Origin of the sequence: Paenibacillus sp. FJAT-27812 (assembly GCF_001273905.1) — a bacterium.
Classification (GTDB): domain Bacteria; phylum Bacillota; class Bacilli; order Paenibacillales; family Paenibacillaceae; genus Pristimantibacillus.
Genome location: NZ_LIGH01000001.1, coordinates 4,112,134 through 4,130,048, shown reverse-complemented (window position 1 = coordinate 4,130,048; position 17,915 = coordinate 4,112,134). Strand labels below are relative to the sequence as shown.

The 17,915-nt window shown below is 52.0% G+C and carries 14 protein-coding genes; 5 read left to right on the top strand and 9 right to left on the bottom strand.

Annotated features, from left to right (window positions below; genetic code table 11):
* Positions 1-12: 12 nt before the first annotated feature.
* The 4 genes from ADU23_RS17485 to ADU23_RS17470 are packed head-to-tail and all read right to left on the bottom strand — an operon-like array spanning position 13 to position 5,724.
* On the bottom strand, positions 13-1,377 hold the full coding sequence (locus tag ADU23_RS17485; protein WP_053374904.1) for a dihydroorotase: 1,365 nt from the start codon (positions 1,375-1,377) through the stop codon (positions 13-15).
* Positions 1,370-2,929 carry an HAL/PAL/TAL family ammonia-lyase gene (locus ADU23_RS17480; protein ID WP_053374903.1) on the bottom strand — a complete coding sequence of 520 codons (1,560 nt, stop codon included), beginning with the start codon at positions 2,927-2,929 and terminating at the stop codon, positions 1,370-1,372. Before ADU23_RS17480 ends, ADU23_RS17485 begins: the two co-directional genes overlap by 8 nt.
* Before the next feature lie 42 nt (positions 2,930-2,971).
* Positions 2,972-4,069, bottom strand: coding sequence for a DUF917 domain-containing protein (locus tag ADU23_RS17475; RefSeq protein ID WP_231637445.1), 1,098 nt, complete (start codon positions 4,067-4,069; stop codon positions 2,972-2,974).
* On the bottom strand, positions 4,057-5,724 hold the full coding sequence (locus tag ADU23_RS17470) for a urocanate hydratase (protein ID WP_053374901.1): 1,668 nt from the start codon (positions 5,722-5,724) through the stop codon (positions 4,057-4,059). The genes ADU23_RS17475 and ADU23_RS17470 overlap by 13 nt, the downstream gene beginning before the upstream one ends.
* A 328-nt stretch (positions 5,725-6,052) precedes the next feature.
* Between ADU23_RS17470 and ADU23_RS17460 the strand changes: the two genes are divergently transcribed.
* Positions 6,053-6,739, top strand: a complete 687-nt coding sequence (locus tag ADU23_RS17460; protein WP_053374899.1) for a response regulator transcription factor — start codon at positions 6,053-6,055, stop codon at positions 6,737-6,739.
* Positions 6,736-8,265, top strand: a complete 1,530-nt coding sequence (locus ADU23_RS17455) for a sensor histidine kinase (RefSeq protein ID WP_053374898.1) — start codon at positions 6,736-6,738, stop codon at positions 8,263-8,265. The genes ADU23_RS17460 and ADU23_RS17455 overlap by 4 nt, the downstream gene beginning before the upstream one ends.
* 79 nt (positions 8,266-8,344) lie before the next feature.
* Here ADU23_RS17455 and ADU23_RS17450 read toward each other — a convergent pair whose 3' ends face one another.
* Entirely contained in the window at positions 8,345-9,583 is a 1,239-nt protein-coding gene (locus ADU23_RS17450; RefSeq protein WP_053374897.1) for a purple acid phosphatase family protein, read from the bottom strand.
* A gap of 169 nt (positions 9,584-9,752) precedes the next feature.
* Between ADU23_RS17450 and ADU23_RS17445 the strand changes: the two genes are divergently transcribed.
* Genes ADU23_RS17445 through ADU23_RS17435 form a run of 3 tightly spaced genes read left to right on the top strand, consistent with a single transcriptional unit; the run spans position 9,753 to position 12,990 of the window.
* Positions 9,753-10,466 (top strand): polyphosphate polymerase domain-containing protein, encoded by a 714-nt coding sequence (locus tag ADU23_RS17445; protein WP_053374896.1) that lies wholly within the window; start codon positions 9,753-9,755, stop codon positions 10,464-10,466.
* A gap of 1 nt (position 10,467) precedes the next feature.
* Positions 10,468-11,184, top strand: coding sequence for a DUF4956 domain-containing protein (locus tag ADU23_RS17440; RefSeq protein ID WP_053374895.1), 717 nt, complete (start codon positions 10,468-10,470; stop codon positions 11,182-11,184).
* A gap of 18 nt (positions 11,185-11,202) precedes the next feature.
* Positions 11,203-12,990, top strand: a complete 1,788-nt coding sequence (locus tag ADU23_RS17435) for a CotH kinase family protein (protein WP_053374894.1) — start codon at positions 11,203-11,205, stop codon at positions 12,988-12,990.
* A 71-nt stretch (positions 12,991-13,061) separates the two neighbouring features.
* Here the strand turns inward: ADU23_RS17435 and ADU23_RS17430 are convergent, their stop codons facing one another.
* The 4 genes from ADU23_RS17430 to ADU23_RS17415 all read right to left on the bottom strand — a co-directional run bounded on the left by ADU23_RS17430 (position 13,062) and on the right by ADU23_RS17415 (position 17,906).
* Positions 13,062-13,664, bottom strand: coding sequence for a TetR/AcrR family transcriptional regulator (locus ADU23_RS17430; RefSeq protein WP_053374893.1), 603 nt, complete (start codon positions 13,662-13,664; stop codon positions 13,062-13,064).
* Positions 13,665-13,679: 15 nt separating this feature from the next.
* On the bottom strand, positions 13,680-15,128 hold the full coding sequence (locus tag ADU23_RS17425) for an FAD-dependent oxidoreductase (protein WP_053374892.1): 1,449 nt from the start codon (positions 15,126-15,128) through the stop codon (positions 13,680-13,682).
* A 289-nt stretch (positions 15,129-15,417) separates the two neighbouring features.
* Positions 15,418-16,419 carry a PfkB family carbohydrate kinase gene (locus tag ADU23_RS17420; protein ID WP_197286080.1) on the bottom strand — a complete coding sequence of 334 codons (1,002 nt, stop codon included), beginning with the start codon at positions 16,417-16,419 and terminating at the stop codon, positions 15,418-15,420.
* Complete coding sequence (locus tag ADU23_RS17415; RefSeq protein WP_053377689.1) at positions 16,413-17,906, bottom strand: glycoside hydrolase family 32 protein; 1,494 nt, start codon at positions 17,904-17,906, stop codon at positions 16,413-16,415. Before ADU23_RS17415 ends, ADU23_RS17420 begins: the two co-directional genes overlap by 7 nt.
* Positions 17,907-17,915 lie beyond the last annotated feature (9 nt).

Below are 17,915 nucleotides of genomic sequence, written 5' to 3'. Positions count from 1 at the left end.
TTCAGCTATGGCTTAAACGCTGTGCTCTGCCCTTACAAATTTTCCATGGCCAGCTTTGCCTACAATGGCTCCGGCTTCATAAACGAGCTTACCCCTAACGATCGTATGCGACACTTTTCCTTGCATAGACATGCCGTTATAGGCGCTCCAGCCTGCGCTGGAATGGAGCTCACGCTCATCCATTATCCAAGAAACGGATGGATCGATAATGGCGATGTCAGCGTCATACCCCTCCGACAGCCTGCCCTTGCGATGGCCAAGCCCGAAGACTTCTGCCGGCCTTTGGCATAACATTCTTACCAAATCCGTCAGTGCCAGCTTGCCCTTGGCTACTCCCTCGCTATAAATAATAGGAAGCAAATGCTCGACACCGGGTGCGCCTGAAGCATTCTTGAAAATATCAGCATCCGATTTGCGGTCGGTAAGCCATGGCGCGTGATCGGATGTAATCATATCGATTGCCCCTTTTCTCGCTAGATCCCATAAGCCGTCCTTATCCTGCTCGGTGCGCAGCGGCGGATTGATTTTCCCCTTTGCCTTAAGCCGCGGCAGATCATCCTCGCTAAGCGTCAAATAATGCGTACAGGTTTCAGCCGTAATCTTAGCCCCAAGCGAACGGAAATAGTCAGCCAGCTGAAAAATACGCGGATAAGTGCAATGATATAAATGCAATTTAACGCCGGTTTCATAAGCCAGCTCCATCGCCGTCAAGGCGGCCACCGATTCGCTTACCTTCGGCCTGCTCCAGCCATGCGCGCGAGGATTGTTTCCCTCTGACTTATATTTGTCGATGTACCTGTGAACAATCTCATCGTTTTCCGCATGAACGCCAACCGGACAGCCTGTTTCAGCAATGACTGCGAACGAGTCGAGCAGCTGGCCGTCGTCAATGCGCGGAAACCGAAAGGAGTCGGTATTAAACATCGATACCTTGAACCCGCAGGCTCCCGCCTGCGCCAGCTCGCGTATATGCTCATAGCCGTCTTGCTTATGAATCGTAACGAGCATCGCCATATCCACGATGGATTGCTGCTCAAGCAGCACTCTCTTTTGCTCAAATGCCTCAAGCGTGCAGATCATCCCCGTCGCATCGTAAGGCATTTCGATAATCGTCGTTACGCCGCCCGCAGCCGCAGACTTGCTCGCTGTATGGAATCCCTCATCTACCGAGCTGTAGCAATGGACGTGAGCATCAACTGCGCCTGGCAGCACGAAGCTGCCTTCTGCTCGTATCACTTTTGCGGCTGGCAGACCGTTCTCTCCTATCCGGCCTATCGTTTCGATTCGGCCGTCCTTGATTCCGATTGCCGAGTCATATAAAACACCCTCTGGAAGCACGATGTTGCCAAAAACGACTAGATCATAGGACTTACTCATCCAGCACCCCTCCTTCGATTCGAATCCCTCTGCGAATAAGCTCATATACGGCTCCAATGTCGGGAGTTAGCGGTCGATCCACGGTCAGCACCGGAACAACGCTGCGGATTTGCTCATAAACAGCAGAAGAGCCTTGGCCTAGCCCAGCCTGCGAACCGCGCAGGTCGATCGCTTGCGCAGCATGCAGCGCCTCCATTCCGATAATATAGGACAAGCGGTCAATAATGTCCGCTGTCTTGCGTATAACGAGCGGCGTATTGTTCGCATGATCCTCGATCTCGCCCGCAAGCGAGAAATAATCAGCAGACACCGGATTGGACAGCAAGCGGATTTCAGCGTCTAGCGAGGTATAGGTTTTTTGCAGCGTACCAAATGCAATCGTCCCCGGATTCGGAGCCAGAAACCGTCCGAGGCCGGTAAAGGAGGACGTTCCGAGCTTAAGGGAGCGGTAACATGATATTTTCGACACATGGCTTAGTGCAATCGCGACCATTTCAAAGGCTACCGTCCATGAGGTAACGTCGAAGTTAGAGGAAGGAACCACTCTTCTCTCGTCAATAAGGACGCATGGGTTATCATCGGAGCCGTTCAATTGAAGGAGCAGCTGCTTCGACGCATACGCAAGCGCATCACGAGCCGCGCCATGCACATGGCAAGCGCTGCGAAAGCTAAGCGGATCTTGAATTTTATCGCTTTGATCCATCTGCACAAGCCTGCCGCCGCGCAAAGCATCTCTGACATTAGCCGCGCTCTCCGCCGCTCCCTCGAATGGTCTTACAGCGAATAACGCCTCGTCCATTGGGCTTGCGCAGCCTTGCAAGGCTTCGAGCGATAAAGCAAACACAGCATCAGCCGTGTCCAGCAGCCTAAGAGCCGCAGCTGCCGTCAATGCCCCGATGCCCGAGGACAACGCATTGGAGCTTACGATCGCAAGCGCATCCTTAGGCCCTAGCTTCACCGGTTCCATTCCTGCGGCTTGCAACGCTGTCTTAGCAGCCACGTTCTGCCCCTCGCAAATGACATTTCCTTCGCCAATCATGGTTAGGCCGATGTGCGACAGCACCGAAATATCTCCGGCGCCAATCGAACCTCGCAGCGGCATGATCGGGTGGATGCCGGCATTCAGCAAATCCCGGTACATCATGACGATCGCCGGCTGAACGCCTGTGCAGCCCTTAAGCAGCGAATTCAGGCGGGCAACAAGCACCGCCCTCACCTCCTGCTCAGAGGCTGCAGGCTCAACCGCCGCGGAATGCGAATATATTAAATTCCGGTTGAAGGCTTCATACATGTCCGCCGTTATTTCAATGTCTTTATTCAGCCCTACCCCGCGGTTAAGCCCGTAGATGGGAATGCCTTCGGCCGCAAGCTCATGAATCAATCGATGCGCTTGCCCTACCCGCTTCAAAGCATCCTCCGACAGCTCCACTCGCCAGCCTTCGATTGCGATTAGCTCAACCTCCCGAATGGAGAGCGAATGCCCATCGAGCATAACGACTCGAACAGGCGGCGGCTGCCTGCCGAGGTCTGTATCTACTATTTTGTCACTCATCAATGGCACCCTCTTAGTTGAAATCAATTAGGAATGAACGAATTAAACAATGCCTTTCAATCCGTACTCGGCAAGCGGTATGCCAAGCGCCTTCTCAACTTCCGGATACACTGTCGGGTCCTTCACGCTGGAGCTAAGCGGCACATGCTGCTTGTCGATGGCAAGCAGCGAAAGCTCCATGCCTTCCTTCACGCCGCCTACGCTGATCGGCAGACCGGTAGCCGCTTCAAATGTCGTAATGACATCGGGATAAGTCGTCAGGCGATTGCCTTCCGCATCATCCACCGCCATATACTCGTTCATCACATGAAGCGTCAGCTGTCCGCCCCCGCCGTCCTCCATCGTAATCGTGCCGATATCGAAAGCGCCCGAATAATGAACGTCCTTCTTCAATACGATGCCTCTGCCGATCATCCGGCCGTTTGTTTTCTTGCATACCGTTTCCATAATCGCCTCAGCTCCAGTTGCCTCCGCCTCGATCATCGCGTAACCAAGCTCCAGCGCTATAGAGATGCCGCCAATGGCTGCATGCTCCTTCACGTAAGAGGCCGGGATCGGATGGCGCGCCGACGCAATAAAGCCGCCTGACATATCAGCCGCCGTCCGCAAAATGTTGGACGTTTTGGCAGGTGTGCCCTTCACAACCAGCTCAAGGTACGAGCCTGTATCCCGTCTGCCGCCGACAACAACCTGGATCGTTTCATAATCCGTGCGGGATGCAAGCCCCATCGAGCCCATCTTGCCAGTAGGATGCGCGCGGATATCGCCGGTCGCATCAACGACGACGAGACCAAGCGCCGCTGCTGGAAGCCAGCCGTTAATCGTGCTCGACATGCCGTTTTGCGGAGTCATCACGCCTACGACCTTGCCGTCATAATTATCCATCAGCAGCTTAACCGCTTTGATGTAATCAATGCCCCACATTTCCCAGTCATTGCCCGCAGGCGCGCCAATCGCTGTCGCCGTCACAATAATCGCGTCATCCGGCAGCTCATCTACTGAAACCAGCTTCGGCTTGGCAATGCCAACCGCCGCGCCGCCAATCTCCAAACCATGGTCAACCCAGCCGCCGCCGCCTGCTGCGAATACGGATCCCCCTCTTACTGCCGCCCGTACATCCTCTATCGTTAGTTCACGCAAGATGAATTCCCCTCTCGATTCGTATCGATTCTACGTATTCCCTTTTTGCTTACTTCATCCAATGCTTCCTCATAACCAGCGTCAGCATAGCGCAACACGCCAAGCCCGGTATCATTGTCCAGCGTCGTTTTCAGCCTGAGCTCGGCATCCGATGTGCCGTCGGCAACAAGCGTTACGCCAGCGCTTGTCATATATCCGCTGTATCCTCCGCCGCCTGAGTGTATCGCTACAAGATCGGCCATTGATGAGCAATTAATCATCGCATTCAGCAGCGGCCAATCGGATATCGCATCGCTGCCATCCTTCATATTCTCGGTCATGATGTTCGGGTGCGCCATCGCTCCGGCATCCAGATGATCGCGCGAGAAAGCAATCGGCCCGCTAAGCTCGCCCGCCTGCACCATCGCGTTAACCGCAAGTGCCAGCTTCGTACGGTCGCCGTGGCCGAACCAGCCGATACGAGCAGGCAGCCCTTCGACCGGGACGTATTCATTCGCGAGGCGAATCCAGTTCACGACGACCTCGTTATCGCTGAAATGCTCCAAAATATACTGATCAATCTTGCGGATGTCTTCGGCATCGCCGCTCAGCGCCACCCAGCGGAACGGCCCGATCGCGCGCGCGAACAGCGGTCTAAGGAAGGCTTCCGTAAATACCGCGATATCGAATGCATCCTTCACCCCATACTGCACCGCTTGCGAGCGAATATTGTTGCCATTGTCAAAAACAACCGCACCCTTGCGCTGGAACTCCAGCATCGCTTCCACCTCGGCGGCAATCGACGCGCCTGCATCCGCCTGAAGCTGATCCGGCGCAGTCTTGCGAAGCTCAGCCGCTTTCTCCAAGCTATAGCCAGCTGGGATATAGCCGTACATGAAATCATGCGCCGAGGTTTGGTCCGTTACGACATCCGGCTGGATGCCTCTGCGGATCAATTCCGGAAAAATGTCGGCAGCGTTTCCAAGAAGCCCAACGGACAAGCTCTCCTTTGTTTTGCAGGCCTCATCGATCCATTCCAGCGCTTCATCCAAACTTTCGGTCTTCCTCTGCAAATAGCCGACTTCGATCCGTTTATCGATTCTAGCTTCGGACACTTCCACGCACAAAATGACCGCGCCTGCCATCGTGCCTGCGAGCGGCTGCGCACCGCCCATTCCGCCAAGTCCGGCAGTCAGAATGAATTTGCCTGCCAGAGAGCCGCCGTAATGCATTCGAGCGATCGACTGAAATATTTCATACGTGCCTTGAATAACGCCTTGAGAGCCGATGTACTGCCATGCGGCAGCCGTTAATCCGCCCCAAACGATCAAGCCTTGCTCCTGATATTTATAAAAATTTTCGCTTGTCGCCCACTTGCCCACCATATTGCAATTGGCCATGACGACGATCGGTGCATATTTATGCGTGCGCATAATGCCAATCGGCTTCCCGGATTGAATGACGAGCGTTTCTTCTTCCTCGAGCGTTTTGAGCGTGCTTACAATGGCATGATAGGAATCCCAATTGCGCGCCGCTTTCGCAAGCGCAGCATATACCGTTAGCTCCTGTTGATTCTCGCCATTTTCAAGCACATTTTCGAGCATGCGCAGCAGCGCTTCCTGCCTCCATCCCTTGCAGCGAAGCTCGCCGCCTCTAGCAGCCAAAATTCGATCCATATTCGCCACTCCTTATTATCAATATTCAATAATTAGTTTCTATTAATCAATAAATTATCAAATGAATACCTGATAGTCAATACAATTTCGTTAACAATATGTAAGTTTAAGTAACGCACTAGGAATAAACCGCTTTATTAGTGTACACGCCCCCATCCTTTTATACAAAATCGTTTCGAGCCGCATGTTATGGACATGCTTCTTCTTATATAGTTCGCTTTCGTATAACCGCGCTGAAAGTTTGCTGAATGCTGCTGCAAATAGGTGCATCTTCTGCTCAAAAGGCTGATAATAGAATGATAATAAATCGTGAAAGGGGCTCTTATGCATGACATCCTTCAAGGGGATTAAAATATTGCTTGTTGATGACGAACCTAATATCGTGCAGTTTTTGGAGCTTGGACTTATTAATGAAGGCTTTGACATTCGTGTCGCGTACGACGGGGAAGCTGCCCTGGCGGAAGCAGCTGCTTTTATGCCTCATGTCGTCATCCTAGACGTCATGATGCCTGGGCTGAACGGATTTGAGGTTTGCCAAGCGCTTCGGGCGACCGGCGACAATATCGCGATCATTATGTTGACGGCCAAGGATGAGGTCGAGGACCGCGTCAAAGGCTTAACGCTTGGCGCAGACGATTATTTGGTTAAGCCTTTCAGCTTCAGCGAGCTGCTCGCGCGCATTGGGGCAAGGCTCCGCAACCAATTTCCCAATCTGCTTGGCGAGGTCGTCTATGGGCCGTTTCGGCTCGATGACCGCCGCAAGGAGCTCGTTTACTTGGAGGAGCCGCTTGAGCTGTCGCCTACCGAATACGAGCTGCTCCGGTTCATCATTTTGAACAATGGCGTCGTGCTTAGCAAATCGCTTATTTTGGACAAGGTATGGGGCTATCGATTCGGCGGGGAAGAAAATATCGTCGAGGTGTATATCCGCTCGCTCCGCGATAAATTAAACGATAAGGAGCATCGGCTTATCCGAACGCTTCGGGGCGCAGGCTATCGGATGGACTTGCCATGAACAAGCTGAGATCAAGCGCGTTCGCTCGGCTCTTCGCCCCCCGGTCGCTCCGCTACCAGCTTTTAAATCGCTCCTTGCTTATTTTAGCTGCCTTGCTGCTGCTCATCGGCGTACTTCAATATGTCATAATGAAGGATTTTGTTTTCAAAAATAAAGCCGAAGCGTTGAACGCTCAAATTATGTCGATGCCGATGGATTGGTTTAGGAATGCCTCCTCTTCTAATGCAGGAACCGGCAGCAATCGTCCACAGCCTGATAATCCAAGCGATATTGGCCTAGGGGACAAGCCCGAAAGAAATCACCGGGACTCGCCAATGTTTTACCAGCCGGGCTTATCCATCGTATTGATCGGTCAAGACGGGACGATCAGCGATGTGTCGAAGGATACGACGGTTAGCGCGCCGCTCCTATCCGAGGAACAATACAAGAAAATTTCGAAGCAGCTTCAAGCGCGTAAGCAAGTGGATTACCAAATCGTCAACAACGCGCAGGGAACGGAGCAGCTTGTCGTCTTTCGCCTTGCCGGACCGCCCGGCAAAGCTGAGGGCATCATTCAAGCAAGCACGGAAACGGACTCGCTGAAGCAGCTCCTCCTGACACAGCTCGCCATATTCGCGGGATTGTCAGCTCTAGCGCTCGCTGCCGGGCTCGCTCTCTATTTGCCGCTGCTTCGCCGCACGCTTAAACCATTGTCCCGCGTAGTGCTCGCCGCTCAGCAAACCGATGCGGGCAGCTTAACAAGGCGCATTCCGGCCAGCCATGGGCAGGTGGAGATTGACCGATTGTCGGAAGCGTTCAACGGCATGCTGGCGCGACTGGATATCTCCTTTGAGACCGAGCGGAAAACAACGGAAAAAATGCGCCGCTTCATCGCCGACGCCTCCCATGAGCTTCGGACGCCGCTTACGTCCATTCACGGGTTTCTTGAGGTGCTGCTGCGCGGGGCTGCGGCAAATCCCGAGCAGCTTAACCGCGCGCTAATCAGCATGCAGCTCGAATCAAGGCGCATTAACAAGCTCGTCGAGGACCTGCTCGCGCTGGCGAAGCTCGATCAAGACCCGCAGCTGCAGCTTGCCGATACGCGGCTGGATGAGCTGCTCCTTGAAATGGAGCCTCAACTGCAATTGATAGCCGGCAGCCGCAAAGTAGAGCTCGCCCTCGCGCCTCCTGTGAGCGGCCGCTTCCATGCGGATAAGCTCAAACAGGTGCTGCTTAATTTATTTCTCAATGCTGTTCAGCATACCGATTCGGAATCGGGTGTAATCCGCATCACGCTTGCGCAGCATATCAAGCAAGCCGAATTAACCGTTGCCGATAACGGGTCGGGCATTCAAGCGGAGCATCTACCGCATTTGTTCGAGCGGTTTTATCGCAGCGAATCGTCCAGAACGCGCAAAAACGGCGGCGCCGGGCTTGGCCTTGCTATCACAAAATCAATCGTAGATGCCCATAAGGGAACGATCGAGGTAAATAGCCAGCCAAACGAAGGCACAACCTTCCGAATTGTGCTTCCGACCGACTTATAGCATGCAAAATAAAAAGCAGGCGTCAGCAGCTCCAGAGTGGAGAACTAACGCCTGCTTTATTTGTTTTGCAACGTTTGTTTCAATGCTTTAGCACAAACTCATCCAGCTTTTGACCGTCCGCATCGTACGCCTGATAGGTTAACGAATCCCCGCTGACCGTAATGCCTGCGAACATCTGCTTCCCATTTTGAAAATGGACCTTGTGGTAGAATTGGTCTTCCTTCTTCTCGTTAAACTTCTGTCCTGACGCATTCGTTACGACGTATACTGTTCCTTCACGATTTTGCACCTCGGACTCGCCGTCGCCTGCAATTTGTCCATCGCGCAGCGGATAAGATCTCGAATATTCGTGATTATGGCCCTGCAGCACCAAATCAACTTTGAACTTATCAAACAGCTTCGTCCAATCCTTCACTTTCTTGTACGTATTGCCTCCATAAGGGCCTAGATGCACAGCAACGACTTTCCAAGGCTTGTCTGTATTTTCAAGGTCGCTGCTCAGCCACTTTGTCTGCTCTTTTATATTTGATTCGGAATTTAAGATAACAAAATGAACGGAGCCGTAATCAAAGGAATAGGCTGTGCCTTGGGCGGAGCCTTCCGCGCCATTGTTCGGCAAATTAAAATGAGAGATGAATCGCTCTGCTAGCCCATCCACCTCGTCATGATTGCCGGTTACCGGCATAAAGGGAAACTGCGATACCCACTTGCTTGCTTTTGCGAATAAACTCGTCCACGCCTGCTCATCTTCCGGGTCCTCAGTCAGATCGCCATTATGAACGATGAAGGCTGCGCTCGGAAAGGTCGCAAACGCCTTGTTTAATGTATTTCCCCACAGGTCAAAATCCTGCTCGGTCACGCCTTGCGAGTCCGTCACATTAATGAAGCTGAAAGAATCGAGCTGCTCCGGCTCCGTCTCAAATACGGCGGCATCGCTCCAGCCCTTCGCCTCCCCGCTGCCTACGCGGTAACGATAGGCCGTTCCCGGCTCAAGACCGGCTGCCTCCGCTTTATGGACGGCTTGCGAGGCTCCGCCCCCTATATCAACGCTTGAAGATGTGCCTGTAAAGGTCATGACCCGCTCATCGTCCCAGCCCAAGGAGGCATCTTCCTTCATTAGCTGAACGACCGAAGCTGCTTGCCGGCTCCCGCTGTGCCAAGTAAAGGCGCGGCTCGTCATCGGATCGCCCTTGAACGTTGTTACGATGGCGACCGGCTTCTGCGACTTGTCAGCCTTTAGCCATTCCACTGCGGCTGCGCCTGCAAGAAGCAGCGCGCAGCATGCGAGCACGAGCATCAAATCCTTGCGCAATTTCAAGGCTTATCCCCTCCTCCATCTTTACGTGATCTTCATCCTATCTTATCAAAAACCTTGCAAACGGCGCATTCAGCAATCTTTCAGCCGACCTTAAGTTAAGAATAAGTAAAGGCCCGTACAATAACATTTGAAAGCAGCAAGGGGCGTTGAACAAGAAAAGAGGTGTGAAATGAACAAAAACGTAAACTACCGCAACGAACTAAAATTTTTCATTAATTATCATCAATACTTCATTATACGGCAGCGGCTAAAGGATCTAATGGAGCAAGACAAGCATGTCGGCCCTACTGGCGAATATCACATACGAAGCTTGTACTTTGATGATATCAACAACAAGGCTCTGCACGAGAAGCTTGGCGGTGTGCGGGACAGGGTTAAGTATCGCATCCGCATTTATAACGGCCAAGACAACGTCATCCACTTTGAGAAAAAAATTAAATTCAAAGACTATATCGCCAAGGTGAAGGAGCCGCTAACCAGAGTCATGTACGACAAGCTGATGGTCGGCGACTACGATGTGCTTAAAGAGCCGGACAAACCGCTTTTGAACGAAATCCATAATGAAATCAGCCATAAGCTGCTGAGGCCGAAGGTGATCGTCGATTATGTCCGCGAGCCCTACGTATGCGATAACGGCAATGTGCGGATCACGTTTGATAAGGAGCTGCGCACCGGACTGCACGCCGTTGATATTTTTGACAAAAGCGTTGAGCCGATCCGTGCGCTTGATAACGACCTGATCATACTCGAGGTCAAGTACGATGCCTACATTCCGGCTTATATCAAAATCGCCCTGCAGCTCGAAGGCTTAAACCGGCAATCGGCTTCGAAATACGTGATCTGCCGCAAACATTTGAAATTCAACACTTGGGAGGATTATTAAAATGGAAACAACAACAACGGCTGCCGAAGCGACTGGGGCTACGACCAATTTTACCGATATACTAAAAAATTCAGTATTAGAGAACTTCGCCTCCGATATCAGCCTCTCTAAAATATTAATTACGTTAGGCGTTGCTTTTCTGCTTGGCTTCTTCATCTACTTGCTTTACAAACGAATCTTTAGCGGCGTGCTTTATTCGAAAAGCTTCAACGTATCGCTTATTGGCATGACCATGATTACGGCTGTCGTCATTATCGCTATCAACTCCAATCTCGTACTCTCGCTCGGTATGGTCGGCGCGTTATCCATCGTACGATTCAGAACGCCGATTAAAGATCCAACCGATCTGATTTTCCTTTTCTGGGCTGCGGTTGCAGGGATCGTAACAGGCGCTGGCTTCTTCACGCTAGCAGTAATCGGCTCTGTCGTCGTTGGCCTTATCCTCTTCTTCTTCGTCAAGGGCGGTTCCGTCGAAACGCCATACCTGCTTGTCGTTAACTGCGACAACGATGCGACTGAGCAGCTCGTTCACAAGCAAGTCGGCACGCTCGTGAAACGCTACAACGTGAAGCAAAAAACAGTGACGCAAGGCAACATTGAAATGACGCTTGAGATTCGGCTGCGCGACGAAACCGGACGTTTCGTGAATCAATTAACGGAGCTTGCAGGCGTTCGAAATGCGGTGCTTATTAGCTATAGCGGGGATTATGTGTCCTAACAATCGGGAGGTGCTTCAATGAAAGCGAAAGCGCATGTTGTTTTATTATGCTTTTGCTCCATTCTCCTGATTATCGGATTGACGGGCTGTGCCGTGGGAGGTACGTCCTTCAGCCTCGCAAGCTCGGGCAAAGCGACGAGTGCAAGCGATAAATCAGCGGATGAGCAAAAGCTCGATGAAACGGTTTTTCCAAAGGATAAGGTCGTGGATGTGAAAATTACGATTGATGCAGCTGAGTTCCAAAACCTGCTGGACAATGCCAGCGCCGAGGAATACAAGGAAGCGACCGTTGAATATAACGGCCAAACCTTCAAAAATGTCGGCATACGGGCAAAAGGCAATCTGAGTCTCAGAAGCGTCGTCAATATGACCGACTCCGATCGGTACAGCTTTAAAATCTCTTTTGACGAGTATGTAAATCAGACGTTAGAAGGAATCACAAAAATTAATTTGAACAATAATTACAGCGATGCTTCGTATATGAGAGAGTTTCTTTCCTACGAGCTGGCGGAGGATATGGGGCTTCCTACTCCAAAATATTCGTACGTAAACGTGTATGTAAATGATGAGCTTTGGGGCTTTTATTTGGCGGTTGAGCAAATTGGAGACTCCTATCTGGAGCGTCATTTTGACAATGCCTATGGAGCGCTTTACAAGGCAAACGGCGGCACGGGAAGCGAGCTTAATTGGCTGTCAACCATCGAATCCTATACGGGGCTCGACCTGAAATCGGACAAATCCAATGACGATATTTTGCTCGATATGCTGGATGAGCTGAACAACGGAACCGACATTGAAAGCTTGCTGGATGTCGATGAAGCATTAGCGTTTATCGCGTTAAATGTGCTTACGAGCAACATGGACAGCTACTTAGGCCAAAATAAGCATAATTATTATTTGTACGAGGACGACGGTGTATTTAACGTACTGCCATGGGATTATAATATGGCATTCGGCGGATTAGGCGGTTCTGGCATTTTGATCGATGAGCCAACTACCGGCACGTTGACCGATCGTCCTCTGGTCGCAAAGCTGCTGGCGGTGGATGAATATAAGGAAACGTATCATAACATCCTTGCCAAAGCGATTGAAGGCTACTTGTCTGGCGACGCATTTGCAGCACGGGTGCAGGAAATACGCGACATGATCTCCTCCTATGTGAAAGCCGATCCTTCCTCTTTCTATACCTACGACGAGTATGAAAGTGGCATCACTTCGGTTCTGTCATTAAATACGACGCAAACAACTAGTATCGCAAAGCAGCTAGACGGTACGATTGCATCTTCCGGTGACGGTTCCGGCAGTGGAGGCGGCATGGGTGGCGGCGGCTTCGGCGGGATGGGCGGCGGACGCGGCGGCAACCGTCAAAATGCCCAGCAAAATACGGGACAAAATGCAGCTGCTCCGGCAGCAAACGCTGAAAATGCGGATAACAATGGGCATGCGGCAGCTAATGAGCAATCCGCATTAGGCAATCCTGCTCCGGCAGTTGAACTGGCCGCAGCAGGCGTTGCCGATGCCGGAAATGCGGCAGCTGACGGACAGATGCCGCAAGGCGATGCCGACGCAGCTGCCCCAGGCGGGCAAATGCCTGATGGAGGCATGCAGGGCGGCTTCGGCGGCCAGCGGCCTGACGGACAAGGCGGCGGCATGGGCGGCGGCGGGTTCGGCGGTCCAGGCGGACCTGGCACTCTAGCCGTTCAGCCGAAAGGCAGCCCAAAAGAAGCTGCTACTGTTGGCATTACGCTCATTATTCTACTTCTTTCCTGCGTGTTCATCGCCTTCTATAAACGAAAACGACTATAATCAATAAAAATAGTAGAGGCTCGATTATCTACCCGTAAGTCGGATAAGCGAGCCTCTTCTTAATGACCAACTTAACGGTCAAATGGAGCAATCATTCTCAGCAGAATATTAACTTTGGGGATCTGATATCCTCCAATTTTCTGTACATTAAGCACCATTAAGCCATTTAAAACCGACAAATAAGAAGAAATCAACTCCTCGAGATCGCCCGCGATAATCTGGCCCGCCGCCTGTCCCTCTTGGAATAAGGGCAGCAATTGCCCGACTGCCGCTTTCATTGAATAATCTTCCACGAGCTGCTTTACTTTCTCTGGCACACCGTCTGAGGTTCGCGCCTGATGAATGAGCATAAAATAATCCGTGCCGCTTTCATCAAGCATGTCAATGGTTAAAGCTTTGATCTTTTCGAAATGCGATCCAGGCAAGTTATAGACATTCTGGAGCGCATCTTGCGCTGCGAGCACGGCACTCTCAACAAGTGTGGTGAAGAGTTCTTCTTTTGACTTAAAATAATGGTATAACAGTCCATGGCTAATGCCTGCTTCGGCTGCGATCATGCTCATCTTCGTACCAATAATGCCCCTCCGCGAGAAAACCTTCAGGGCCGCGCCCATTATCTGCTCCTTACGTTCATCACGAATATGATGAAGCTGTTCATCGTTTAAAGGCGCCAATTTATCCTTCACTCCTTAATGAGGTATAATCTTATCCAGCACGTCCTCAAGCGGCAGCCCATGCTCTTCCAAAAGCTCTGCGAGCAATTGCCGCCCTTCGTCAGAAGCTTGCAGCACCGCGCTTACCCTATCCAAATTATACAGCTCCCGCAGCGGAACCGACAGCGTATTTACCGCCCAGTACATGCCGAAGAGCTCATAGTTATGATTGCCTGTTCCCTCTTTAAGCACAAGATCCATAAACCGCCGTCCAAAAGCAATTCCCTTAAGCGGCTCGGACGCAGACTCATATTCGACACCCTCCCACTCGAGCACAGCGGAGCAGTTTAACCACCAAGTAGGCGTGATGACCTCATCTTGCATCTTCCGAAGCAGCCTTTGCTCGAACCCCACTTGAGGGGTAATCATGTGCTCTTGCAGGCTGGCTTTCAGTAAATCCGCTTCAATCGCCACAACCGTCATTCCTTGGCCGAAGATTGGATCATAGATACAAAAGGCATCGCCTATGACTAACAATCCAGAAGGCCATTTCTCCACTTGCTCATAATGACGGCGATATAGCTCTTGGACATGAAAACCGCGCAGCGGAGTAACCGGTTCGAGATCTTGCAAAATCTCCGCGATTAAGGGAGATGGAAGCGCAGCAATCGCCTCTTCAAATTGTTCTGCAATCGTTGGCGGATATTGACCGCCGGGACGATAAAGCACCACTTCAGCTACTCCATTCTCAATAAAGGAGAAGACGCCTGTAAACGTCCCTTTAGCCGGTTGACCCATGATGTTGATAACATCCCATTCCTTGGTCAAATGAGCCTTATGGGCAGGCACCTTATACCTTCTTGTACTGTAGCCGATTGAAGCTTTCATTAGGTCTGCAACAGGCACCTCGCAGCCCAGCTCCTCCAGCCATTGCGTCAGCTTAGACGCGCGGCCGCTTGCATCCACGACGAGATCCGCCAGCCATTCATTCTCGCTTCCCTGTTCTCCGCGTTCCCGGACTCTGACACCGGTAACAGCCGCTCGATCAGAGATCGATATGAGACTAAGCACATCATGCTTCGGCATATAGCGCACATTCGAAATCGCTTTTACGCGTTTGCGAATGACCCACTCAAGTGCGGCACGGCTGAATTTGATATCATCTCTGTCGTATGGCCCAGCTACCGTTCCATATTGACTCATAATATGAGCTGTCTTATTCAGGGAAGTAGGAGACCCCAGCTTTCGCAAATCTTCCTCATAGCCGGGAAAAAGCTGCTCTGTGATCATCTTACCACGCGCCGTGAAGCGGTGGGGATGAAAACCGTGCGGCACGCCTGCGCGATCCACGGGCTGATCGGGAAATTCATCCTTGTCGATGACAAGCACATCCTCGAAATAATCCGAGAGCACTCTTGCCGTCATTAAGCCGGCTATACTGCCTCCGATTACAATTGCCTTTTCTCTTTTGGGAATACTGGCCATGTTTATCGCTCCTTTGATTTTCGATTGATTCATTCAGTCAATATCTTGCTAAACGAAACCATTTCAATGAAGGCAGCCGTGATCAGTGCAAGGGTTAATTTACGATAAATTATAGATTGACTCGTTCAGTCAATCATAGAATAAGGTTTTTTTTTCTAGCTGTCAACCGGCGTACAAGCCGTTTTTGCAAAAAAAAGAGCCCCTCTTCGGTCAATGTGAGCATTGATCAGAATGGACAGCTCTTCTTTCTTAATTGCAATCGTCTGCTCGCGCTTAAAGCTGCAAACTGCTACGTCAAGCTAACAACGGATGATCCGGCAAGCACTGCAATAGCCTCAAGCGACGGCATCGAAGGAATCGCTCCCTTGCCCGTTGCGGCAAGCGCTCCCATCGCGTTAGCGAATGCGAGCAAAGCGTTAAGCCGCTCCTGCGTCCACTCCTGTTGGCCACCCGCTCGCCGAGTGAGGAGTCCATACAGAATGCCGGCTAGGAATGCATCCCCTGCGCCTGTCGTATCTATGACCTCCACGCTATAGCCCCCATGAGCCGCAGTGACCATGCCTGCACGGCAGTAGCTCCCACTAGCCCCCAGCGTTACAAGCAGCATAGACAGTGAGGGGAACTGCTCGCAAAGCAGCTTTGTGCCCGCTTCGAGATCGCTGGTTCCGGTTAGGAATAGCAGCTCTTCTTCAGACAGCTTCACCACATCCGCAAGCTTCAGCCCCTCCAATATACGCTCCTTCGCCAGTGCTTCATTGTCCCATAATGACAAACGCAGATTCGGGTCGTAGGAGAGCAGCAAACCTTGGCATCTCGCATAGGCGGCAGTCTCTAGCGTTGCCGTCCGCGATGGTTCATGCGTCATCGAGATCGAGCCGTAATGGAATATTTTCGCTGCATCGATCTGCTCACGGTTAACATCCTCGGCGCGGAGCATATGGTCGGCGCCAGGACTGCGATAGAACGAGAAGGAGCGGTCGCCGCTGGCATCCAAATGGACAAAAGCGAGTGTCGTATTCGCCTCTGCCGAATATTTCAAGCCTTCTACGAGAATACCGCTTTGCGCCAGCACGCTGCCCAAATAATGACCGAAGGCATCATTCCCTACCGCCCCGATAAAAGCAGTGCTGCAGCCAAGCTTGGCTAGAGCTGCAAGCACATTCGCGGGCGCTCCTCCCGGATTCCTTTCAAACAACGGCTGTCCCTGCTCCGATATTCCATCCGGCGTAAAATCGATCAGCAGCTCGCCCAGCGCGACAACGTCCAAATCAACCTTTGCTTTCGTTACCAAATCGGCTTCAACTCCCAAGCATCCAATGATTCGATTACCGCCGTTCCTTGTCGAGCGAAGAAGCTGATACCAACGTTAGCCGGGTCTGGGTAAAGGCGGTTCGTGATTGCGACAAGCCCCTCGCCTGCAAACAATTCAACCGAGGAACGATCGATAAACAGTCTAAGCTGCAAACGCCCGTCCTCTGAAGGAGCGAGCGAAGCTTCGCTGACTCCGCCATCGCCTGCTCCGCCTAGATTCCGATCCATATAAAGCTTTTGCCCGGCAATCGCGTAACGGATCTCTGTATACGAGGAGCCGTCCTCGGAGCAGCGAATCCGAAGGCCAAGCTCTGAGGCATCCGATTGGCTCAAATCAAACACGATAGCTAGTTCAAGCGAATCGCCCTGAACGTTATCTATGGCAGTAGGTTCTCCGTCCACTAAAGTGATGCCGGATGCGGACACATGCGCGCCGCGCAGCGTGGCAAGCTCTGGTACCGGATTGCTCCGCACCGTTCCGTCTGCTGCCAGCGTCAACTCCCGCGGAAGCATCATCGCACCCAGCCAGCCATGCGCCTGCTCCGGCATAACAGCACCCCAAATGTTCATCCAAGCAATCATAATTCTTCTGCCTTGATCATCAAGCAGCGTCTGCGGCGCGTAGAAATCAAATCCGTAATCGATTTGCCCCATTTGCTGCTTCTCAAAGCGGCAGCTTTCATAATCAAATGTGCCAGACAGATACAAGTTTTTGATTGGCGCAATATTCATTGGCGAGATGAGCAGCGCATGCTGGCCGCCTTCCCCAAGCGGAAACAGATCCGGGCACTCCCACATATCGCCCATCGTGCCGTCGCTCTCAACCGCAGCGCCACGATATTCCCAGTTCATCAAATCGCTTGACGTGTAGATAATGCCTTTGCCCAATCCGTCTTTGCCGTAACCAACGACCATGTACCACAGGTCTTCGTGCCTCCAGACCTTCGGATCACGGAAGCCGAAGCGCTCCTCGTCGGGCGAGCCGCCTATAACGGGATTGGCTGCATGCTTCTCGAACGTCACGCCGTCCGCGCTAGTTGCCAGACACTGCACTTCCTCCGGGTTTTTGCCGTCGACATGCCCGGTGTAAATCAAGGTTAATTGTCCATTATGGTCAACTGCGCTGCCTGACCAGCAGCCTTGTCCGCCATTTCCGCCTTTATCATAATCCTCCGATGGCGCAAGCGCCACCGGCAGATGATCCCAGTGAACGAGATCGCGGCTGCGGGCATGCCCCCAGTGCATTGGCCCTTGCTTTGCCTGGAACGGATCATGCTGGTAAAACAAATGATAATCCCCCTGCCAATGAATCAGCCCGTTCGGATCATTCATCCAGCCCGCTGGCGGCATCATATGATAATGGAGCCGGAACGTCTTATCCATCGTAGCCTTGTTCGCTTTCAGCGCTTCCTCCGCTTGCGCGATGAAAGCTTGATGCTTAGCGCCCTTGCTTGTCACATTTTCCATTGCAATCAC

What these genes read in the sequence shown, in the direction of transcription:
- ADU23_RS17440 (WP_053374895.1), top strand. Translation starts at nt 10,468, where the DNA reads ATGGAAACAACAACAACGGCTGCCGAAGCGACTGGGGCTACGACCAAT.
- ADU23_RS17460 (WP_053374899.1), top strand. Translation starts at nt 6,053, where the DNA reads ATGACATCCTTCAAGGGGATTAAAATATTGCTTGTTGATGACGAACCT.
- ADU23_RS17470 (WP_053374901.1), bottom strand. Translation starts at nt 5,724, where the DNA reads ATGGATCGAATTTTGGCTGCTAGAGGCGGCGAGCTTCGCTGCAAGGGA.
- ADU23_RS17485 (WP_053374904.1), bottom strand. Translation starts at nt 1,377, where the DNA reads ATGAGTAAGTCCTATGATCTAGTCGTTTTTGGCAACATCGTGCTTCCA.
- ADU23_RS17445 (WP_053374896.1), top strand. Translation starts at nt 9,753, where the DNA reads ATGAACAAAAACGTAAACTACCGCAACGAACTAAAATTTTTCATTAAT.
- ADU23_RS17455 (WP_053374898.1), top strand. Translation starts at nt 6,736, where the DNA reads ATGAACAAGCTGAGATCAAGCGCGTTCGCTCGGCTCTTCGCCCCCCGG.
- ADU23_RS17415 (WP_053377689.1), bottom strand. Translation starts at nt 17,906, where the DNA reads ATGGAAAATGTGACAAGCAAGGGCGCTAAGCATCAAGCTTTCATCGCG.
- ADU23_RS17435 (WP_053374894.1), top strand. Translation starts at nt 11,203, where the DNA reads ATGAAAGCGAAAGCGCATGTTGTTTTATTATGCTTTTGCTCCATTCTC.
- ADU23_RS17425 (WP_053374892.1), bottom strand. Translation starts at nt 15,128, where the DNA reads ATGGCCAGTATTCCCAAAAGAGAAAAGGCAATTGTAATCGGAGGCAGT.
- ADU23_RS17480 (WP_053374903.1), bottom strand. Translation starts at nt 2,929, where the DNA reads ATGAGTGACAAAATAGTAGATACAGACCTCGGCAGGCAGCCGCCGCCT.